17 protein-coding genes are annotated in these 19,806 nt (G+C 41.0%); 8 read left to right on the top strand and 9 right to left on the bottom strand.

The window, feature by feature from the left end; all coding sequences use genetic code 11:
• The first annotated feature begins 60 nt into the window (after positions 1-60).
• The gene (locus tag AACU25_RS32430) at positions 61-327 is read left to right on the top strand and encodes a ribbon-helix-helix domain-containing protein (RefSeq protein ID WP_096582752.1); all 267 of its coding nucleotides are present in this window, start codon (positions 61-63) and stop codon (positions 325-327) included.
• Entirely contained in the window at positions 324-527 is a 204-nt protein-coding gene (locus AACU25_RS32425) for a type II toxin-antitoxin system RelE/ParE family toxin (protein WP_321206827.1), read from the top strand. The genes AACU25_RS32430 and AACU25_RS32425 overlap by 4 nt, the downstream gene beginning before the upstream one ends.
• 150 nt (positions 528-677) lie before the next feature.
• On the opposite strand, the gene AACU25_RS32420 is transcribed toward AACU25_RS32425, so the two are convergent.
• The 3 genes from AACU25_RS32420 to AACU25_RS32410 all read right to left on the bottom strand — a co-directional run bounded on the left by AACU25_RS32420 (position 678) and on the right by AACU25_RS32410 (position 5,589).
• Entirely contained in the window at positions 678-2,402 is a 1,725-nt protein-coding gene (locus tag AACU25_RS32420; protein ID WP_096582750.1) for a sensor histidine kinase, read from the bottom strand.
• 654 nt (positions 2,403-3,056) lie between these two features.
• A complete protein-coding gene (gene metK / locus AACU25_RS32415) occupies positions 3,057-4,331 on the bottom strand; it encodes a methionine adenosyltransferase (RefSeq protein ID WP_096584350.1) in 1,275 nt (424 codons plus the stop codon).
• A gap of 253 nt (positions 4,332-4,584) precedes the next feature.
• A complete protein-coding gene (locus AACU25_RS32410) occupies positions 4,585-5,589 on the bottom strand; it encodes a phosphoribulokinase (RefSeq protein WP_045869986.1) in 1,005 nt (334 codons plus the stop codon).
• Positions 5,590-6,823: 1,234 nt separating this feature from the next.
• On the opposite strand from AACU25_RS32410, the gene petH reads away from it, so the two are divergent.
• Complete coding sequence (gene petH / locus AACU25_RS32405; RefSeq protein ID WP_096582748.1) at positions 6,824-8,107, top strand: ferredoxin--NADP reductase; 1,284 nt, start codon at positions 6,824-6,826, stop codon at positions 8,105-8,107.
• A 253-nt stretch (positions 8,108-8,360) separates the two neighbouring features.
• The gene (locus AACU25_RS32400; protein WP_096582746.1) at positions 8,361-9,650 is read left to right on the top strand and encodes a homoserine dehydrogenase; all 1,290 of its coding nucleotides are present in this window, start codon (positions 8,361-8,363) and stop codon (positions 9,648-9,650) included.
• Between the two features lie 241 nt (positions 9,651-9,891).
• Here the strand turns inward: AACU25_RS32400 and AACU25_RS32395 are convergent, their stop codons facing one another.
• Positions 9,892-11,523 carry a hypothetical protein gene (locus AACU25_RS32395; protein ID WP_096582744.1) on the bottom strand — a complete coding sequence of 544 codons (1,632 nt, stop codon included), beginning with the start codon at positions 11,521-11,523 and terminating at the stop codon, positions 9,892-9,894.
• A 565-nt stretch (positions 11,524-12,088) separates the two neighbouring features.
• Here AACU25_RS32395 and mtnA point away from each other — a divergent pair.
• Together mtnA and AACU25_RS32385 are read left to right on the top strand one after the other, a co-directional pair.
• A complete protein-coding gene (gene mtnA, locus AACU25_RS32390) occupies positions 12,089-13,150 on the top strand; it encodes an S-methyl-5-thioribose-1-phosphate isomerase (RefSeq protein ID WP_096582742.1) in 1,062 nt (353 codons plus the stop codon).
• Between the two features lie 165 nt (positions 13,151-13,315).
• Positions 13,316-13,792 (top strand): hypothetical protein, encoded by a 477-nt coding sequence (locus AACU25_RS32385; RefSeq protein ID WP_096582740.1) that lies wholly within the window; start codon positions 13,316-13,318, stop codon positions 13,790-13,792.
• A 111-nt stretch (positions 13,793-13,903) separates the two neighbouring features.
• Here AACU25_RS32385 and AACU25_RS32380 read toward each other — a convergent pair whose 3' ends face one another.
• From AACU25_RS32380 to AACU25_RS32365, 4 genes are all read right to left on the bottom strand, one after another.
• Positions 13,904-14,239 (bottom strand): XisI protein, encoded by a 336-nt coding sequence (locus AACU25_RS32380; protein WP_096582738.1) that lies wholly within the window; start codon positions 14,237-14,239, stop codon positions 13,904-13,906.
• On the bottom strand, positions 14,227-14,643 hold the full coding sequence (locus tag AACU25_RS32375; protein WP_096582736.1) for a XisH family protein: 417 nt from the start codon (positions 14,641-14,643) through the stop codon (positions 14,227-14,229). Before AACU25_RS32375 ends, AACU25_RS32380 begins: the two co-directional genes overlap by 13 nt.
• 265 nt (positions 14,644-14,908) lie before the next feature.
• Positions 14,909-16,015, bottom strand: coding sequence for an ABC transporter ATP-binding protein (locus tag AACU25_RS32370; RefSeq protein ID WP_096582734.1), 1,107 nt, complete (start codon positions 16,013-16,015; stop codon positions 14,909-14,911).
• Positions 16,016-16,200: 185 nt separating this feature from the next.
• The gene (locus AACU25_RS32365) at positions 16,201-16,914 is read right to left on the bottom strand and encodes a GUN4 domain-containing protein (RefSeq protein ID WP_096582732.1); all 714 of its coding nucleotides are present in this window, start codon (positions 16,912-16,914) and stop codon (positions 16,201-16,203) included.
• Between the two features lie 336 nt (positions 16,915-17,250).
• Here AACU25_RS32365 and AACU25_RS32360 point away from each other — a divergent pair, with 336 nt between their 5' ends.
• Positions 17,251-18,672 (top strand): NADP-dependent isocitrate dehydrogenase, encoded by a 1,422-nt coding sequence (locus tag AACU25_RS32360; protein WP_096582730.1) that lies wholly within the window; start codon positions 17,251-17,253, stop codon positions 18,670-18,672.
• On the opposite strand, the gene AACU25_RS32355 is transcribed toward AACU25_RS32360, so the two are convergent.
• On the bottom strand, positions 18,653-18,799 hold the full coding sequence (locus AACU25_RS32355) for a hypothetical protein (RefSeq protein WP_339382092.1): 147 nt from the start codon (positions 18,797-18,799) through the stop codon (positions 18,653-18,655). The genes AACU25_RS32360 and AACU25_RS32355 overlap by 20 nt on opposite strands.
• Positions 18,800-18,869: 70 nt before the next feature.
• Here AACU25_RS32355 and AACU25_RS32350 point away from each other — a divergent pair, with 70 nt between their 5' ends.
• Entirely contained in the window at positions 18,870-19,625 is a 756-nt protein-coding gene (locus AACU25_RS32350) for a superoxide dismutase (protein ID WP_096582728.1), read from the top strand.
• The last annotated feature ends 181 nt before the right edge of the window (positions 19,626-19,806 follow it).

Here is a 19,806-nt window from a genome sequence, read left to right as displayed (position 1 = left end):
ATGGTGTCACAGGAAAGTAGAGAGATAGCTATAATAACAGAAAAAGTAAAATTTCCACTTATGAATATCAACCTAAAACCAGAAGAAGAAAAATTTATTCAAGGTAAGTTGGAAACTGGTAAATATGCAACTGCATATGAAGTAATTGTAGAAGCGTTACAACTGCTAGAAGCAAGAGACAAGCATTATGAAAAATGGGTAGAAGAAACCCGTGAAAAAGTCGCAATTGGCATAGCACAGCTTGAGCAAGGAGAAGGAGTAGACGGAGAAATTGTGATTGATAGATTGCAAGAGAAACTTCGTCAAGCTCGCGATCGCCAAGCATGAGTAACTATATAATTTCTCCAGCAGCTATTCAAGATTTAGATGAGATTGCTGATTATTTTGCTAGTCATAATTTAGATGCAGGCGATCGCTTTGTCAATTCTTTTGCAGAAAAGTGCAAAAATTTAGCCAAATATCCCAATATGGGACGCAGTTATGCTGATATAGAACCATCATTACGAGGCATTCTCCTTGATAGTTAGATTATTCTTTACCGCGTGATTATTGACGGAATAGAAATCGTGCGTGTAGTAAGCGGATATCGCAATTTGAAATCGCTGTTTTCGGAATCTAATGATGAATGAGGCGATTTCTACGATAAGCCACTATGCATTTACCCATCTCAATCTAACTTAGTCTTGCACAGTTAAAGGTAAGCGTACAGTAAAAGTAGAACCCATCCCTAACTGACTTTTAACAGTAATTTCTCCGCCCATCATTTGGCAAAAATGGCGGCTAATTGCTAACCCTAAACCAGTACCACCATACTTTTTCGTAGTTGATGTATCACCTTGAATAAAGGGTTGAAATAACTGCTTTTGTTGAGTTTGAGACATCCCAATTCCTGTGTCGCTTACAGTAAAAGTAATGAAACCAAAAGGAGCTTCGGGGACAAAGTCATCCTTTTCACTTTTAACTGTTAATGTGACCTTACCATTGGTGGTAAATTTGGCAGCATTACTCAACAAATTTAACAATACTTGCCGCATCCTGGTTTGATCGGCATACATGGTACCCAGTTTTTCGTCATAATCTATTTCTAGAATATTGCCGTTTTTCTCAACAGCAGGTCTAACTGTAAGCACGACATTATTAATGAGTGTGGCAATTTCAAATGTCTCTGGGTAAAGAGTCATTTTCCCTGCTTCAATTTTAGATAAATCGAGGATGTCATTTATTAGTTCTAATAAATGTCTGCCAGCAGCATTAATTGTTTCTAGGTCGGTAATAAAATCTCCCGATAAACTTAAATCTGTTGCATCATCTTGTAGGAGTTGACTTAAGCCAATTACCGCATTTAATGGTGTACGCAATTCATGACTCACATTAGCCAGAAAAATGCTTTTTGCCTTACTAGCCGCTTCAGCTAATTCTTTGGCTTGTTGCAGTTCTTTCGTCCGCTCAGATACCCGTTCAATTAGACGATTCAAAGATTTAGCTAATAAGCCAATTTCATCTTCTGTAGTGACTGGCGCTCGTAAATCGAAATTCGATTTTCTCGCCACCTGTTCAGCAACTTGAGTGACGGTGATGACTGGTTCTGCGATCGCACGGCTAGTCCGCCAAGCTACAATAGCTGCGATCGCCACTGAAACCAGCATACTCACAATCACGATCAGTCTCTCAACTCCTTTCGCTTGTTCTACAGCTAGTGTCCTTTCATCTTCTTTGACTTCAGCATTTTCTAAAATGTTAGTCAGTGTTTGCGACAGCTGTTCTAGCTGCATTGCAGTGTCACCGCGCATAATTGCTAGCAATCGCTCCCGGACTGAGTCCAGTTCCTGCTTCTGCACGTTTTTCCTGTCAATTTCCCTCAATACAGGCTCTATCTGATTAACATAAGACTCTAAATTAATGGCGTAATTCTGCAATAAAGTCTCTAAAGTAGAACTTGTTGCTGCTAATGTTTTCGGCTTTTTCTCAATAAAACCAGTAATTTGTGGCTCTAAGTGCTTGGCTTTCTCCACACTTCTGAGAAATTCAGCTTTTTTCGTTTGCAGCCTGTGGCTATCTTCCAAAACTGCAACTAAGTTAGAACTATATAATTGTGCGCCGATGACTGCATCTTTATAATTGGTCAGTAGTTGTCCTTGCTCATGAGCTTGGTTAAGTTGCCTAATTTCCCTTCCCCGATAATGATTAGCGATTACTAAACCTGTGAGTGAGCCAAAAAAGCCAATTCCAATCGCTACAAAATATCCGTAGCCAATTTTTTGATGTATGCGCCAGGAACTAGCCTTGAGTTTCCCTCTGGAGGGAAATTCAATAGTTGGGAGTTCGTCTGTATATGGCTCTTCACCTGGCACTGTTTTGCTTTCTTTACTGCTCTCAACAGGGGCTGGCTTTTGAGTTTGCATCACTCAAATCTCCTTACCCTCCTGTAAAAATCATCACATTAGCTCTATTTTTTCTAGCAATTTGACTAGTGATTAACACTTTAATTATCTTTTTTTATGACAAGAGCAAATTATAGCTCATTAGATAATCGGCATGACCTTTATTATATTTAAGTTATTTTTCTATGACTTATAGATATCAACACTAACGTCATCAAAAATCGCTTTTACTAGCAAAAGCGTTTCCCTCAAGAAAATGCACTCCTCTAAGCGTATTTTTGCTATTGATTGACTTCGACAAGAGTTGATTACAGCTATCTTGGCATATCAGCAACTAATTTACCCTGCTTGTGCTTTCAATTAGCTTCCATCAACATGGATAAAGCATTTTAAACCAGCTTCCTACACCAAAAAGTATCAAAACCACTGCTTTTTTTCGCAGGCCAACTGTTTTCCAATCTTATCATCAATTTTATGGATTCTCCAAGATGGGGGAATGGGTAATGGGTAATGGTAATTGGTGTTTGTTATGTCCCCTTGTCTTCCTCATCCTCCTCACCTCCCCAGTCCCCACTCCCCAGTCCCCAATCCCCCAAACAACAAAGGGGTATGAGTAAACCCATAAAATTTACTCATACCCCTCTATTCAGTAATTTTCTGGAATATTACACCAGTTTACTTCAGTGCTTGGGCGATCGCGGCTGTCAGTGACTCGTTAACTGCTTGCTTTAACAAGTCGGCCTTGTCGGTACGTTCCCAAGGTAGGTCTAAATCATTCCGCCCAAAATGACCGTAAGCCGCGACGTCCTGATAAAAACGTCCGCCTCTTTCATTTGGTAGGTTACGTAAATTGAAAGCGTGGATAATTCCTGCAGGACGTAGTTCAAAATGCTTTTTGACTAATTCCAACAAGATATTGTCATCGACTTTGCCAGTCCCAAAGGTGTCTAGAAAAATGCTCACAGGACGCGCTACGCCAATGGCATAACTGAGCTGTACTTCACATTTTTCTGCTAACTCAGCAGCAACAATGTTTTTCGCTACATAGCGAGCTGCATAAGCTGCGGAACGGTCTACTTTGGTGGGGTCTTTACCAGAGAAAGCACCGCCGCCATGTCGGGAATAACCACCGTAGGTATCAACGATGATTTTCCGTCCTGTCAAACCAGAGTCGCCTTGCGGGCCACCAATGACAAATTTGCCTGTGGGGTTGACTAAAAATCTGGTTTGTTCGTCTGGCTTGATGTCAATGTCACCAAACACAGGTTCCACTACCGCTGTCCAGAGGTCTTGTTTAATCTTGGCTTGGACTGCCTCTTCATCAGTGATTTCCCCAATAGAAGCTGTATGTTGGGTAGAAATCAGGATAGTATCTATACCTACTGGTCGCCCATCTTCATAAATTACAGTAACTTGGGTTTTACCGTCGGGACGTAGGTAAGATAAATCACCTGTTTTGCGAACTGCTGCTAGGCGGCGAGCAATACGATGAGCAAGACAAATAGGTAAAGGCACCAGTTCTGGTGTTTCGTTACAAGCAAAACCAAACATAATCCCTTGGTCGCCTGCACCGATGCTGTCGAATAGTTCTTCACTATCCTGTTCGCGGGTTTCGTGAGCAGTGTTCACACCTTGGGCAATGTCAGGTGATTGCTCGTCTAATGCTACCAATACACTGGTACTATTTGCCGAAAAGCCATTATCGGCATTGGTATAACCAATTTCCGCAATTTTTTGGCGAGCCAGATTGACATAATTGACATTGGCTTGAGTGGTGATTTCTCCAGTAATCAGCACTAAGCCAGTATTAACAACTACCTCAGCCGCCACACGACTAGTGGGGTCTTGTGTCAGTAAAGCATCCAGAATCGTATCAGAAATCTGATCGCAGATTTTATCTGGATGTCCTTCAGTAACTGACTCGGAGGTAAATAAATATCGACGAGACAAAGGCATTCCTCCTTTTAAGAGTGCTTCGCTGACTAAATCAAGTGATTCAGTTCAGTTACTCTAATTTCTGAAATCATAACAATATTTACACATGAAATAGTTAGTGTCTTCTGAAGTTATAAAAAACTATACTGGTATTAAATGTTGGGCGAAGAAAAAATATAATTTCTTGTGGCTAAAATGTTTTGAGCAACACAAAAAAAGGGGGATACCCTTCAGCATCCCCCAAAGCTTTGACACAAACACTGCTGTTTTAAACTTGAACTGCTAATTTGGCTTCCTTTGCTGTTAAACGCTCATACTCGTCACGCATTTTCAAGCCTGTTAGCACTTGGAATAAACCAGTTCCATTGTTGGAACCTGGATACTCACGGTGCTGGAGTAACAAGTGAGTCATCTCACCTTGGTATTTGGTGGATGTGTTACTCAAATGGGTTTCGATGTAAATAACTTCTTCTAAATTGTCGAATTGACCGTCTACTTCTAATACTGAGACGTAACGACCATAGTAAACATCTGAACCGTAGTACAGTTGCATACCGGGGTAGGAACAAGTAAGCTTGCGTCCGCAAGGAGTCCATTGAATTGTAGATCCTTCATCAAACAGGTAAGTTGGCTCAAAACCATCCTTACCTTCGCGCTGAAGCATCCGTACTCGCAGAACTTTGCGCTCTGTGTCGTTTTTGATTAAGTTAGTTGGTAATACTTGCAGAACCACATCAGCAAATTCTCTTTGTGGCTCAATGAACTTTTCAAAGTCAGGCTTACGGGAATTGATTTGCGCTAAGACATCTTCATAGCGATGGCCCCTTTCTGCCATATCGCGCTGAATTTTCCAAGCAATTTTGACTTCGTCGCTGATATCAAAATAAACGCTGAAGTCAATTAGCTCGCGCACCCGTTCGTCGTATAAAGGATGCAGCCCTTCCACCACTACAATGTGATTCGGCTCAATCCGTTCTGGCGGATCGATCATGCCGGTTTCGTGGTTATAAATCGGCTTATCAATTGCTTGACCATTTTTGAGCGCTTTAATTTGCTCATACATCAGATCAAAGTTGTTTGCCCTAGGATCAAGAGCGGTGATTCCTGTTTCTTTGCGCTGTTTGCGATCTAGGGAATGATAGTCATCCAAACAGATAACTGTCATTAATTCTTCACCAAACAAATCTATCAAACGACGCAAAAACGTAGATTTACCGCAACCAGAGTCTCCAGCTACTCCAATTAGTACCACGCGTTCCGGCTTACTTGTCATAAATCTCCTCTAGATACTAAAGATGTGTCAATTCAATAAATTTTTTCACACAGCAGATTTTGAAGCTAGGAGTTTACCCCATTGGTTCATCCCGCGTTCTTGCTACCCACAGCGCCATAACGAAGTCAGACGGGTATTCAACACAGTCATAGTTGTTACTCGTCTGTCTAAAATGAATTCGTTGCTGGTAAGTATTTAATCCTAGTGGTATATTTGATTTTAACAGAAGGGGTTATTCTATACAAGTTTACTGTCAAGAAGAATCTAGTGGTTCATCAATCATGTTGATGATTTAGTAACTAATTTTAAAAGCCACCTATTCATCACCATCAAGCTATCTAGCAAAGGCTGCTAGAAGTTTTTAACTTTACTATTCAAGTGTATAAGGTATAATTTTCTGCGGCCGCAAAATTTTTGCTCTGTGGTAATTTTTATTGGCGAGCGAGCAAGACTCTAGATATTCATAGCTAATATCTATCTCAAGAACGAGTTAATTAAATTACATCAAAAAATTATTGTTGTAGCTTTGTGAACATCATCAAATGCAAATCAGAGCCTCTGAAACTCTATTGATAGAGGTTGACAGATGGATCGCATCACGTAAAACTTAATATAGATGCTTAACTCATTTCTTCGTGTATCATTCGATTTTACAGATAAACTTAACCTAATTGGGAAATTATTCCTGATCGGGTGAGCAATGCAACTAAAGAGATTTTCTACGCAAGTTGCACAAAAGTTTTCTGTCGAATGGAAGAAAAAAGGTGCAATCCGGGAAATCCAACTACAAGGAACAAAGCTTCCGCGATTGGTGTTACTGGAGATATCTGCCGCAAACAGGCAAGCGTAGTAGCGGCTTTTAAGGGCAAAATGAGTGGTGGCTTCTACCTATCAAAACTGTCTTTATACTGAGTTTGCTATGGCGACGTGCCCTTTGGGTAATAGCTCACTATCTCCCTATTAGGGTGTTTTGGTTCAGGAAGAAAACATTAAATTGATTCATTATTAACATTCTCCACAAGACTAATCCTTTAACTTAGAAGGTGAACAGGTGTGTTTTTGCGCTGCCTGGATGTCTTTGGTGAGTGTACTTAGCAAGGCATTACATTGATGATGCCGTCTTTCCTAGAACGCCAGTTTAGTGAAGCGAAAATCCGGTAAACTAAAGCTGGCTTGTGATAGGAAAAGTTTTTTTTTGAAAAACGGTTAAGTAAACATCGGAGTGGTAGAAGGAATGTATAACCAAGGTGCTGTTGAGGGTGCTGCCAACACAGAATCAGGTAGCCGCGTCTTCGTTTACGAAGTGGTTGGTCTGCATCAGAACGAAGAGACTGATAACACAAACTACCCAATTCGTTCAAGTGGCAGTGTGTTCATCAGAGTGCCTTACAACCGCATGAATCAAGAAATGCGACGTATCACTCGCCTAGGCGGAAAAATTGTGAGCATTCAACCCGCAAGCGCTCTACAACAATTAAATGGTAAAGCCTCATTAGGGGTTGCTAACAGTGAGGGGAATGGTCAAGCCACACCTGCGAATGCAAAACCACCAGCTGAAACACAGCTTCAGAATAAGGATCAAAAAGGCAACACCATGACTCAAGCGAAAGCTAAAAAAGACTCTCATGCTGATGTTCCTGTAAACACTTACCGCCCCAATTCACCTTTTATTGGCAAGTGTATATCTAACGAGCCTTTAGTCAAAGAAGGTGGCATTGGTATTGTTCAGCATCTTAAATTTGACCTTTCTGGTAGCAATTTGAAATACATCGAAGGTCAAAGTATTGGGATTATCCCACCCGGAGTAGACAAAAACGGTAAGCCAGAAAAGCTAAGACTGTATTCCATCGCCTCAACTCGTCATGGAGATGATGTCGATGACAAAACAGTATCGCTGTGTGTACGTCAGTTAGAGTATAAACACCCAGAAAGTGGCGAAACAGTCTACGGTGTTTGCTCAACTCACCTGTGTTTCTTAGAACCAGGGGCAGAAGTAAAAATTACTGGGCCTGTGGGTAAGGAAATGTTATTACCCAGTGACCCCGATGCCAAAGTCATCATGATGGCAACTGGAACTGGTATTGCGCCCATGCGTGCTTACCTGTGGCGACAGTTTAAAGATGCAGAAAGAGCCGCTAATCCTGAATACCAGTTCAAGGGATTTTCTTGGTTAATCTTTGGTGTACCCACAACTCCTAACATCCTGTACAAGGAAGAACTGGAAGAAATGCAGCAAAAGTATCCAGATAACTTCCGTCTCACCTATGCTATCAGCCGGGAACAAAAGAATCCCCAAGGTGGCAGAATGTACATCCAAGACCGAGTTGCAGAACATGCAGATGAACTGTGGCAATTGATTAAAGATGAAAAAACCCACACCTACATCTGCGGTTTACGCGGTATGGAAGATGGTATTGATGCAGCGTTAACTGCGGCGGCTGCAAAAGAAGGCGTAACCTGGAGTACTTATCAGAAGGAAATCAAGAAAGCTGGTCGCTGGCACGTAGAAACCTACTAAGTGCTGAGTTCTGAGTCTTGAGGAGCCACTGCGTTGGGCGGCTGTGCCGACTTGTTCGCGTAGCGTCTCCCCTTGGGAGAAGCAAGTGGCGTTTCTGAGTATAGAATTCTAAGTGTGTAGGGTGGGCTGTGCCCACCCTACAATTGTTTTATATAGATACCTGAGAAAGAGTTGTTAGTTTTGAGTAGTAATTTATTACTCAGAACTCAGAACTCAGTACTCAGCACTCAAAACTGAATTTGGTACAAAATTTGTGGGTGTGAAGCTAGGAATACTGGGATTAGGAACTGTTGGGACGGGTACAGTACAGTTGTTACAAGATACAACTGACCGTAACCCCTTGTTGCAGGAGGTAGAAATCTACCGAGTGGGAGTACGATCGCTTGATAAACCGCGTGAGGTACAACTACCAGAGGGAGTAGTGACCACAGATTTAGAATCTATCGTCAACGATCCAGAGGTAGATATTGTTGTAGAAGTCATAGGTGGATTGGAACCGGCGCGATCGCTAATTCTCCAAGCTTTAAAAAATGGTAAACACGTAGTTACCGCCAATAAAGCTGCGATCGCGCGTTTTGGTGATGAAATCTTTACCACTGCTAATGAAGCTGGAGTCTATGTCTTGCTAGAAGCTGCAGTTGGTGGTGGTATCCCTGTGATTCAACCACTCAAACAATCTTTAAGTGTGAACCGCATTCACGCCGTCACAGGTATTGTTAACGGTACTACCAACTACATCCTCACCAGGATGCAGCAAGAAGGTAGCAACTTTGAGGATGTATTGGTTGATGCTCAAAGATTAGGTTATGCGGAAGCCGATCCTACCGCTGATGTGGATGGTTTAGATGCAGGCGATAAAATTGCGATTTTGGCATCCTTAGCCTTTGGTGGACGCATTCACCTGGAAGATGTTTATGCAGAAGGGATTCGGCAAGTCAGTAAGACCGATATCGCCTATGCTGAGAAATTAGGATTTGTAATTAAATTATTAGCGATCGCCAAGCTTCATGCTAGCGATCGCTCAAAGTTATCTGTAAGAGTTCATCCGACTTTAGTGCCCAAAGCACACCCCTTAGCCAGCATTAACGGTGTGTATAATGCCATTCTTGTAGAAGGCGAACCCATTGGGCAAGTCATGTTGTTTGGGCCGGGTGCTGGTGCTGGCGCAACCGCCAGTGCTGTCACATCAGATATCTTACATTTAGTAGCAACGCTGAAAACTAGTACAGCTAACCCCAATCCTCTCTTAGCTTGTCGGCATCAAGACTACTGTGAAATTGCCCCAATTTCCGAATTAGTAACTCGTTTTTATACCAGGTTTTTAACTAGAGATCAATCCGGAGTGATTGGTAAATTAGGTACCTGCTTTGGCAATTACGGCGTTAGTTTAGAATCTGTTGTCCAAACTGGGTTTCAGGGAGAACTAGCTGAGATTGTGGTTGTTACCCATGATGTGAAAGAAGGGGACTTTCGCCAAGCTTTGGCAGAAATACGGGAATTGTCCGCGATCGATAGCATTCCTAGCTTATTGCGCGTATTGTAAGGGTATCAAATACTATTTGGGATTTATTGTTACTGATGGGTTAAGGGGGAAAAGGCGAAGGGGGAAAGGGGCAAGAAAATACCCTTAGGGACTCCTAACTAAAAAAATATACTATCGCTTTTTTGGCAAGGGAGCAGGGAGCAGGAGGGATAAAGAAAATATTTTCTCTCAGAAATTGGATAATTGAATTCCTGGAAATCCCTTAACCCTTACCCTTTTACCTTTTCCCTAAACCCAATGCCTATGGTGCTTGGAGTGCGGGAGCATCTCTTCTTTCAGGTACAGGATTGGAACCATCCCAGACAGCCCGTTGCCCATCAGCGTTAATTAAAGTAATTTTGACTTTTTTATCTGTAAAATTACTAGCAAATTCTTGTAGCCATATTGACCATTCAGAATCTGGTAGGGCATTCAAGCCATTAAAATTGATTTGCAGCTTTTTACAGAACTCACCAGGATTCGTAGGATCTGGCTCTAGGGTATAAACATTGTCTTGTTTAATTTCAATCCGTGTTTCTGGTTTTTCATTCAAAGAATCATCTAAGTAAACCATTTGCACAATTACGCCGCCAGCTTGGGAAAAATGCTCTCCGGCGACGGTAAGCTGAGGATTTGTATTCCAGTCAATTGGTTCGCCCCACAAAACTACTTGGCTAATATTAGGCCCTGGTTTACGGACTGCTTTACCACCGATGTAACCACCAGCACTGATACCCATCAGTACTAAAATTTCCGAGGGGATGCTTGGTAAGGAAGATGCAGTGGTATAGGTGACTAAAAGAATCACGATAAAAGCAACACCAATAATTAGGTTCCAAACTACCTGCTGTACCCGTTCTAAGGCTACTACACCACCATGTACCACTAAATCTGACCATGCAGGATTTACTTGCCCGGAACCTTTACTACCACGCACAGCGGAAGTGGCTTGGGCTGTGACTAATGTTACTAAACTAATTAAAAAGGTATAGGCAAATCCTGATAGGGGAATGAACTCCCAAATGTCTTGAATCAGTCCGCGGCCGATGAAGAGAAATAAATAGCCAAACACAATAATAGTCAGCCACCAAACAAACTGAGCACGTGCCAAACTAAAGGTATTGGTTTGGCGATCAAGAATCAACCACTCTAAAGAATTAAACTTTCTTGTATTGCTTTCTTTGACTGGTTGCGGTAAGTCGGTTTTTTTCGACTCTGTAGCCAGCACATAGATGATGACTATAATTAGGAACGTGAACAGAGCTGCGATCGCAAACACAATGAAAGTAGTTAACTCACTCACAGGACGCTTGACTGTGACCTGAAGTTGTTCTGCACCTAGGGAAGGGTCTATATTAGTGGCATTTCCTTCTACCTCTACAATTACAGGGCGTAATCCTCTGCTTAATTTTTTTAATTGCTCGCTATTAAAAGTTGCATAAATTGCCCTTCTATCATCCGCAACTCTAATATTATTTGTCGTAGCAATATCCGGTGGATTACCAATTTTGACGGCAATTTTATTATTGGGTGAATTATCTATTTTGGGAAAATTATCACCTGTAATAACTAAATTCACTCTTTCTTGTTTGTAGTTATTAATATTTTCCGGTACAAGTGATTGCGGAATGCTGATATACAATTCCTTGGGGCTAACACTCCTAATTGTAGTCACACGCGGTGCATTCCACATTTCATTGCTAGCTTGCTGAGGAGTATATGTATTCTCTATTGGTGTAGAGTTGGTATTAGGTGGCTGGCTATTACTACTATCTTCTTGCGCTTGGCTAAAGCTGATTGAAGTAAATATTAAGATGCAAGCTAGGACTAGAGATAGTAGAGGGTAATAATATCTCTTGCTAGTTCTTTTCCAGAAAATTTTGAATAACTGCATAAATAGAGTCCGAATGTCCTTGATCTACTAATTCAGATGCAAACCAATTTCCTGCACTTAATTTTGAGAATTCAGCGCTAGGATTTCAGCATTATTACAGCAGTTTTTATTTACACCGGATACATGATCGGGGCAGAGTGTTAGAAAAATTAACTTAGATGAAAATTGGTAATGGAATGGGGAATGGGTCATGGGTAATTGGGCTATTCCCTAGATTGCTGAGGGTGGTTTCTCTTCAGCAAGGAGGGTATTGAGTGACTGAATTGAGATAAAATGAGTAGCTAATTTTTCAAATATGCATAGTAGAGTGAGTAGCAATACAACTTGTTGAGTATTTTGCACTCATAATTTGGCTTGGGTAAAGGGGAAGGGTTAAAGGTATTGTCTTTCCTTTTTCCATTCACCTGGTTAAGCAACAGTTAGCATCCAGGTTGCAACGAAATATCTACCAATGTCCACCCTCCAAAAATTGCTGCCTAATTTTGTTGCTTCATTAACAGCAAAATTTTGTGCATCAGGGAATTGTTAATTTTGATTTTTAATTTTAAATTCGGAGCAAAGCAACGTGACAAATTCTCAAAATCAGGTTTATCCAATTATTTGGCATGACGACACAGTATCATTAATTGATCAAACCCGCCTGCCTAATGAGTATGCTTTTGTAGAAATTCACCGCAGCGAAGATATGGCGTGGGCAATTAAAACTATGATTGTTCGCGGTGCGCCAGCAATTGGGGTTGCGGCTGCATACGGTATCTATCTAGGTGCGAGGGAAATTGAAACCAGCAACCATCAGGAATTTTTGCAGCGTTTAGAACAGGTTGCTCAATTGTTGCGTTCTACTCGCCCCACAGCAGTAAATTTATTTTGGGCAATTAGCCGCATGATGAAAACTGCTTATGAAAACTTGGGAAGCGTAGCAGAACTTAAACAAAATCTCTTGGAAACGGCTCAAGCTATTCATGCTGAAGATTTACAAACTTGCCAGGCGATTGGTGACAATGGGTTAGCAGTATTGCCTAAAAATCCCGAAAAGTTGACAATTTTGACTCACTGTAATGCTGGGGCGTTGGCTACAGCTGGTTACGGTACAGCTTTGGGTGTGGTGCGTTCCGCTTGGCGAGAAGGGCGTTTAGCACGAGTGTTTGCTGATGAAACCCGTCCCCGCTTGCAAGGTGCTAAACTCACAGCTTGGGAATGCGTGCAAGAAGGAATTCCCGTGACGGTAATTACTGATAATATGGCAGCCCATTGCATGAAACAGGGTTTAATTCATGCTGTTGTCGTCGGTGCCGATAGAATTGCGGCTAACGGTGATACCGCCAATAAAATAGGTACATATAGTGTAGCGATCGCAGCTAAGGCACATAATATTCCCTTCTTTGTCGCTGCGCCTTTATCTACTGTTGATTTTGCATTATCTGATGGTAGCCAAATTCCGATTGAGGAAAGAAATCCTGCAGAAATTTATCAAGTAGGTGATACTATCCTCACGCCTTCAGGGGTGGACTTTTATAATCCAGCTTTTGACGTTACCCCAGCAGAGTTAATTACAGCCATCATTACAGAAAATGGTGCCTTTGCTCCTAGTGACTTAGCAAAATCTCAAGTCAAGCAAGCAGTGTAAATTTTTAAACATTAAATCTTTATGTACTATAGCTGTGTTAGCACGGAAGTTTTGCTAAAAAGCTTTAGTTAATCTAGATGTAAGATTTCACACTATTAAAAATTTTACCTGTAATTTTTTATGGGTGTGAAATCAGCCTAACTGCATTACTTTCAATTTACACTCATGAAAAAGCTAGCCACAACAATTGCGGTAGTTCTTTGTTCTATCTGGATTACTAGTTGCAGTAATGCAGCCAGTGAAAGTGCCAAGGAAACTCCAGAAAAAGCACCCACAAAAACGGAAACTGTAAAAGCAACTTCCACAACTACAGAAAATAAAATAGAAGCTACGAATAAAAAATCTAATAATCAAGCCAAAAGTGATGAAGCTGAGACATCTGAAACAGCACAACCGCAAATTGGCACGATTAAAGAAATGGTAAATGGCGATTTAAAATGCTACGTTACCTTAGTTGATGAAAAGGGAACTGAACATAATTTGGGTGCTACCTTTGAAGTATGCGAAAAACCCGAAACATTTTTAAATAAAAAAGTCAGTTTAACTTATAAAATTGAGTCAGTCAGTGATTGCCAAAGTGCTGAACCTTGCGGCAAAAGCAAAAAAGAATCTCTAATTTCTCAGATGGAGATTCAAAAATAATTTATATGATTCATATTTTATTTTTGCAATGCACGTAGCCCTAGTATAACGCACATTTACCCAAAGATTTGATGTGTTAAGGCTTCAGTCTTAACACATCCTACATAATACTTAGTTAATGGCGTATTCTGTATATTGTCTAACTTCTGGGTGATGAAATGCTAAAACAATATCGGCTTTAGGAATACCAGCGGTTACTAAATCATTAGCGATACCGTCTTCTATACCATCTCGATGAATCCAAACTTTATCATTGATGATTTCTAGATGAATTAGGCAGCCATGAACTCTCTGGTCATTTTGCCAGCCTAATGTTATTAATAAATAATTATTGTTGTCTTCACTAATGATAAATCTTCTTTCCAAATCACCATAAGAATAAGGTATACTAGCGTATTCTTGTAGTAATTTGATAATAATTGCTCGATATCTTTCTAATTTATCCATTCTTCTATTTCCTGTCGGTGAGAATTAAATATCATTAACCTTAAATGGTTTTTTTGCATAACTAATTTTCCAATAGGTTCAGCAAAAATATCTTTATAGACTATGTTTGTAACAGCTAAATATAATAATCTATCTTTTTCAATTTCTTCAAGAATGTTTTTATAAAGGATATACTGTCCAATAGCCTTCTCTAAATCATTCATGGGAGAAGGACTAATAAAGCTTTTAATTTCAACTGCGATTTTATCTCCACTTCTCTCCGCAGCTAGAATTTTTTCTGCTCCCAAATCGACAAATAAATCTTTCGTCCCATATTGCAGTAGAAGTGGATCATGAGTAATTGTCCATCCATCTTTAATTAAAGATAACTTCACAGTATCATGGTAAATATCTTTAGCAGGCATGGATGTTTCAAGAATATGTATACTAACAAAATTATACTAATTTTGTTAGTTTATTTTGATTAGACTCAACTAAACTACACAGTTGTACCTGGAATAATATTTACCTCATTATCTTTAGTATTATGCAATACTACTACGGTTATTTAAAGTTAGGAATATTACTGACAATTAGCCAAAAATATATGTATTGCTTTTACTAATTTTTCTTAGCCATAGCCAAGAAATGAATTTGATTTTACACCTGGTATTTTCGGTAAAATCATAGTTATTTTCCAGGAAATATTCTGTCGCCAGTAGTAGAGTCAAAGACAAATAAGTGATTCAAATCGAGTTGTAGGGAAAGGCGATCGCCTGGATGTAAACGCACCGCACCACCTACCTGGACGTTCAGCAGTACTGATGAATCAGGTACACTGGCGCGAATTAAAGTTTCTCTCCCCAAGGGTTCTACCACCTTGACTTCCACAGATAATAGTGCAGAGTTTTCGGTAATAGCTGCTGAATCTGTGTTGATGGTAATATGTTCGGGACGAATGCCCAAATCCACACTTTTTCCTTGATGCAGTTGTAATTTAGCTTGTAAAGTTGTGGGAATTTCTAATAACTGTCCGCTAACATTAAAACCTTCATACTGAGCGATCGCAGGCAAAATATTCATGGGTGGATTGCCTAAAAAAGATGCCACCATTTGATTAGCGGGATTGGCATAAATGCTTTGTGGATCGCCAATTTGTTGAATGCGTCCACGATTCAGTACGACAATTTGATCTGCTAAAGTCATTGCTTCAACTTGATCGTGAGTCACATATACTGTGGTAATTCCCACATTTTGATGCAGCTGCTTTAACTCTGCTCTTGTATCATCTCGTAATTGGGCATCTAAATTAGACAAAGGTTCATCGAGTAAAAAGACTTGCGGTTGACGCGCGATCGCTCTTCCTAATGCTACCCGTTGTTGTTGTCCCCCAGAAAGTTGTTTGGGTTTGCGATCTAGCAAATGTTCTAGGGAAAGCGATCGCGCTACATTTAACACTCTATCTTGAATTACCTTGCGGTCAACCTTCCGCATCTGCATCCCAAAAGCGATGTTTTCCGCCACCGTCATGTGGGGATATAGGGCATAGTTTTGGAAAACCATCGCTACATCCCTCTGTCTAGCTGGGATATTGTTCATCAAGCGATCGCCAATAAAGAGTTTACCGGATGTGGCTGTTTCTAAACCAGCGATCGTTCGCAAAATCGTAGATTTCCCACAACCAGAAGGCCCTACTAAAACCCAAAACTCGCCATCGGGAATTTCAAAAGAAATATCCTCGATAGCAGTTACGTTGTTAAATCTACGTTTGATGTCTTCTAAACGGACGTTTGCCATTGTTTGTAGTTTGTCATTTGTAGTTTGTCATTGGTCATTTGTCCTTGATTTTGATTGTTCAGGACTGATGACTGATACCAAATTGGATTAGTGATTGTCTTTGAGATTTCGAGAATTTTGAGATTATTAAAATGTTAATCCAAAATCCAAAATCTAAAATTCAAAATCCAAAATTGGTCTGATGACTACTTCCAAGCAGGATGAGCAAATAACGAAGCAATGACTCGCACGCCGCGTAGTTGATTAGAAAGGGGTAAGTGACCTCTAGGTGCGCTTAAATCCCAGGTAAATTCATTAGGGTATCTAGTCCAATTATTACCATTTTTCCAATGAATTTTTGACCAGAAATTGTCCCAATTTTTACCTAAACCTAACCAGATTTCTCGCTGAACGGAAAACCCAAACTTGCCTTCCGAATGAACTAACCACAGATTATTAATAGTATGTAAGTCAACCGAGGGAAAATTTTCTACTTCGGTAAAATACAACCATTTTCTTTGTAATGCCGTTGGCCCTGCTAGTTCACACATTTTTTCGATAGTTACGCGATCGGCTGCTTGGAAGTCTTGGGCGGCAAGTAATTGTTGCAAAGAATTGTAATTAATCCCACAATCTGATTTTAGAGGTACAATTCCCTCAGGAAAATGGGAAAGCAAAAATTCTTTGGCTTTAGGTGCATCAGAGTTGTAGAGTACTTGATAGGCCTTGCCATCAATCCAAGTCGCTGGGGTATCACTACGTTTCTGTAAAAATTCCATCAATACATCTAATCCCGCATCACCCAACTCAGCTAACTTTGGGATTGTTTGCTGTTGGACTTGAAGAGACCCAGCGATTAGCGTTCTTCGGAGGGAGTCGATGTCATTAGCAGTGCCTGATACAATCATTGGGTCTGTCATGCCAATTACTCGTTGTAGTGGGAGTTTGAAAATGCGATCGGCTATCGGGTGTTCTTAAAGATTAAACACTGATAGCGAAAAGTAGTTTACTATTTTTGATCGTACAAAATAGCGCTGATTTCACTCAATCCCACACCTTAGCCCTAAATACTGTACAAGGAAAGTAGGGGGAAATCTGTGCTGCAAAGGCTGGGACTGGGGATTGGGGATTGGAGATTGGGGACTAGGGAAGAGAAAGAATTAGCAATGCCCCATGCCCTATGCCCCATGCCCCATTCCCAATGCCCCATGCCCCATGCCCCATACCCAAAGTATTTATCAATTAGGAGTGTATGTATGTACGACAAGATTACCCCCCCGACAAAGGGTCAAAAAATTACCTTTAAGAATGGTGAGCCTGTTGTTCCTGATAACCCAATTATCCCCTTTATCCGGGGTGATGGAACGGGTATAGATATCTGGCCTGCTACCCAAAAAGTACTGGATGCGGCGGTAGCAAAGGCATATAACGGTAAGCGACAAATTAGTTGGTTTAAGGTTTACGCTGGGGATGAAGCCTGTGATTTATACGGAACATACCAGTATTTGCCACAGGATACTCTCACAGCTATTCAAGAATATGGTGTTGCTATTAAAGGCCCTTTGACCACTCCTGTTGGGGGCGGTATTCGGTCTTTAAATGTGGCTCTGAGACAAATTTTTGACTTGTATGCTTGCGTGCGTCCTTGCCGCTACTATGCAGGTACACCCTCACCCCACAAAAATCCCGAAAAGCTAGATGTGATCGTTTATCGGGAAAACACAGAAGATATTTATTTGGGGATTGAGTGGCGACAAGGCAGCGAAATTGGCGATCGCTTAATTAAAATTCTCAATGAAGAATTGATCCCCGCCACCCCAGAACATGGGAAAAAGCAGATCCCCCTCGATGCTGGTATTGGTATCAAACCCATTAGTAAAAAGGGTTCCCAGCGTTTAGTCCGCCGTGCCATCAAACACGCCTTGTTATTGCCTAAAAACAAGCAACAGGTGACTTTGGTGCATAAGGGCAACATCATGAAATACACCGAAGGCGCTTTCCGTGATTGGGGTTATGAACTAGCAACCACCGAATTTCGCCAAGAAACGGTCACCGAACGGGAATCTTGGATTTTAAGTAATAAGGAGAAAAACCCCAATCTTTCCTTAGAAGACAACGCCCGTCAAGTTGACCCTGGATTTGATGCCCTAACTCCAGAGAAACAAGCGCAAATTGTCAAGGAAGTTGAAACTGTTCTTAACACAATTTGGGACAGCCACGGCAACGGCAAGTGGAAAGATAAAATCATGGTCAATGACCGGATTGCTGACAGTATTTTTCAACAAATCCAAACCAGACCCGATGAATATTCGATTCTGGCGACCATGAATTTAAACGGCGATTACCTATCTGATGCCGCTGCTGCCATTGTGGGCGGCTTAGGAATGGGGCCAGGGGCAAATATTGGCGATTCCTGCGCCGTCTTTGAAGCTACCCACGGTACCGCACCCAAACACGCGGGCTTAGATCGGATCAATCCCGGTTCGGTCATCTTGTCTGGGGTGATGATGCTAGAGTTTATGGGTTGGCAAGAAGCCGCAGACCTGATCAAGAAAGGCCTAGGAAGTGCGATCGCCAATCGTCAAGTCACCTACGATTTAGCACGTTTACTCGAACCACAAGTACAGCCGTTAAAGTGTTCTGAATTTGCCGATGCAATTATTCAGCATTTTGGGTAATTGGTAATGGGTAATGGGTAATTGGTAATTGGTAATTGGTAATTGGTAAATCAGCAATGCCCAATGCCCCATGCCCAATGCCCCATACCCAATGCCCCATACCCAATGCCCCATACCCAATTCTCATTCTTTTGCAGCCTGAATCTACGACAATAAAAGCTGTCTAGTAATTTTATTCATTGGCTGCAAAATTTTTTATGAGTATCAATCGTCGCCATTTCTTGTTTTTAGTTGGTGCGGGTGTAGGTACTTTTGCACTGGAGGCTTGCGCTTTGGCGGAGAATTCTCCTAGCGAAAACCCAACAAGTCCAGAACCAAAATCAGATACTAAAGGGGCAATTCAATTACCGCCTCTGCCTTATGCCTATGATGCGCTGGAACCACATATTGATGCTAAAACTATGCAGTTTCATCACGATAAGCATCATGCAGCTTATGTGAAAAACTTGAATGCAGCGTTGGAGAAACATCCACAACTTAAAGGCAGAACTGTTGAAGAACTGTTACGTCAACTTGACAAAGTACCCGCTGATATTCGCAAAACTGTACGCAATAATGGCGGCGGTCATATCAATCACTCGATGTTTTGGCAAATTATGAAGCCTAAAGGTGGTGGTGAACCTACAGGGGCGATCGCAACTGCTATAAATCAGAATTTCGGTAATTTTGCAGCTTTCAAAAAACAATTTAATGAAGCAGGTGCAGGCCAATTTGGTAGTGGTTGGGTTTGGCTGGTTCGCAATAAAAATGGCAAGTTGGAAGTAACTACTACAGCCAATCAAGACACTCCTTTCAGCCAAGGAAAATACCCAATTTTAGGTAATGATGTTTGGGAACACGCCTATTATCTCAACTACCAAAACCGCCGTGCTGATTATTTAGAAGCTTGGTGGAATGTGGTAAATTGGGATGAAATTAATCAGCGATTTGCTACTGCTAGTAAGTTCGCTTAGATAAAGGCAACGGGGAGAAATAAGAATTACTGAATATCTCCCCGATTTTACCAATTATGCAACCAGTTATAATTACTTTCACCTAGAGCAGCGGTTAACTTTTTCTAGCTTCCACTATGTACATAGAAGTTATTAAAAAAATTTTGCAAACCAGTAGTCTCATCATTAGTTTATTTACGAA

The sequence above is a fragment of the Tolypothrix tenuis PCC 7101 genome (genome assembly GCF_963874875.1).
Taxonomy (GTDB): Bacteria; Cyanobacteriota; Cyanobacteriia; order Cyanobacteriales; family Nostocaceae; genus Aulosira; species Aulosira tenue.
Note: the sequence above shows the minus strand (reverse complement) of the source record. Positions and strands in the feature narration are given on the sequence as shown.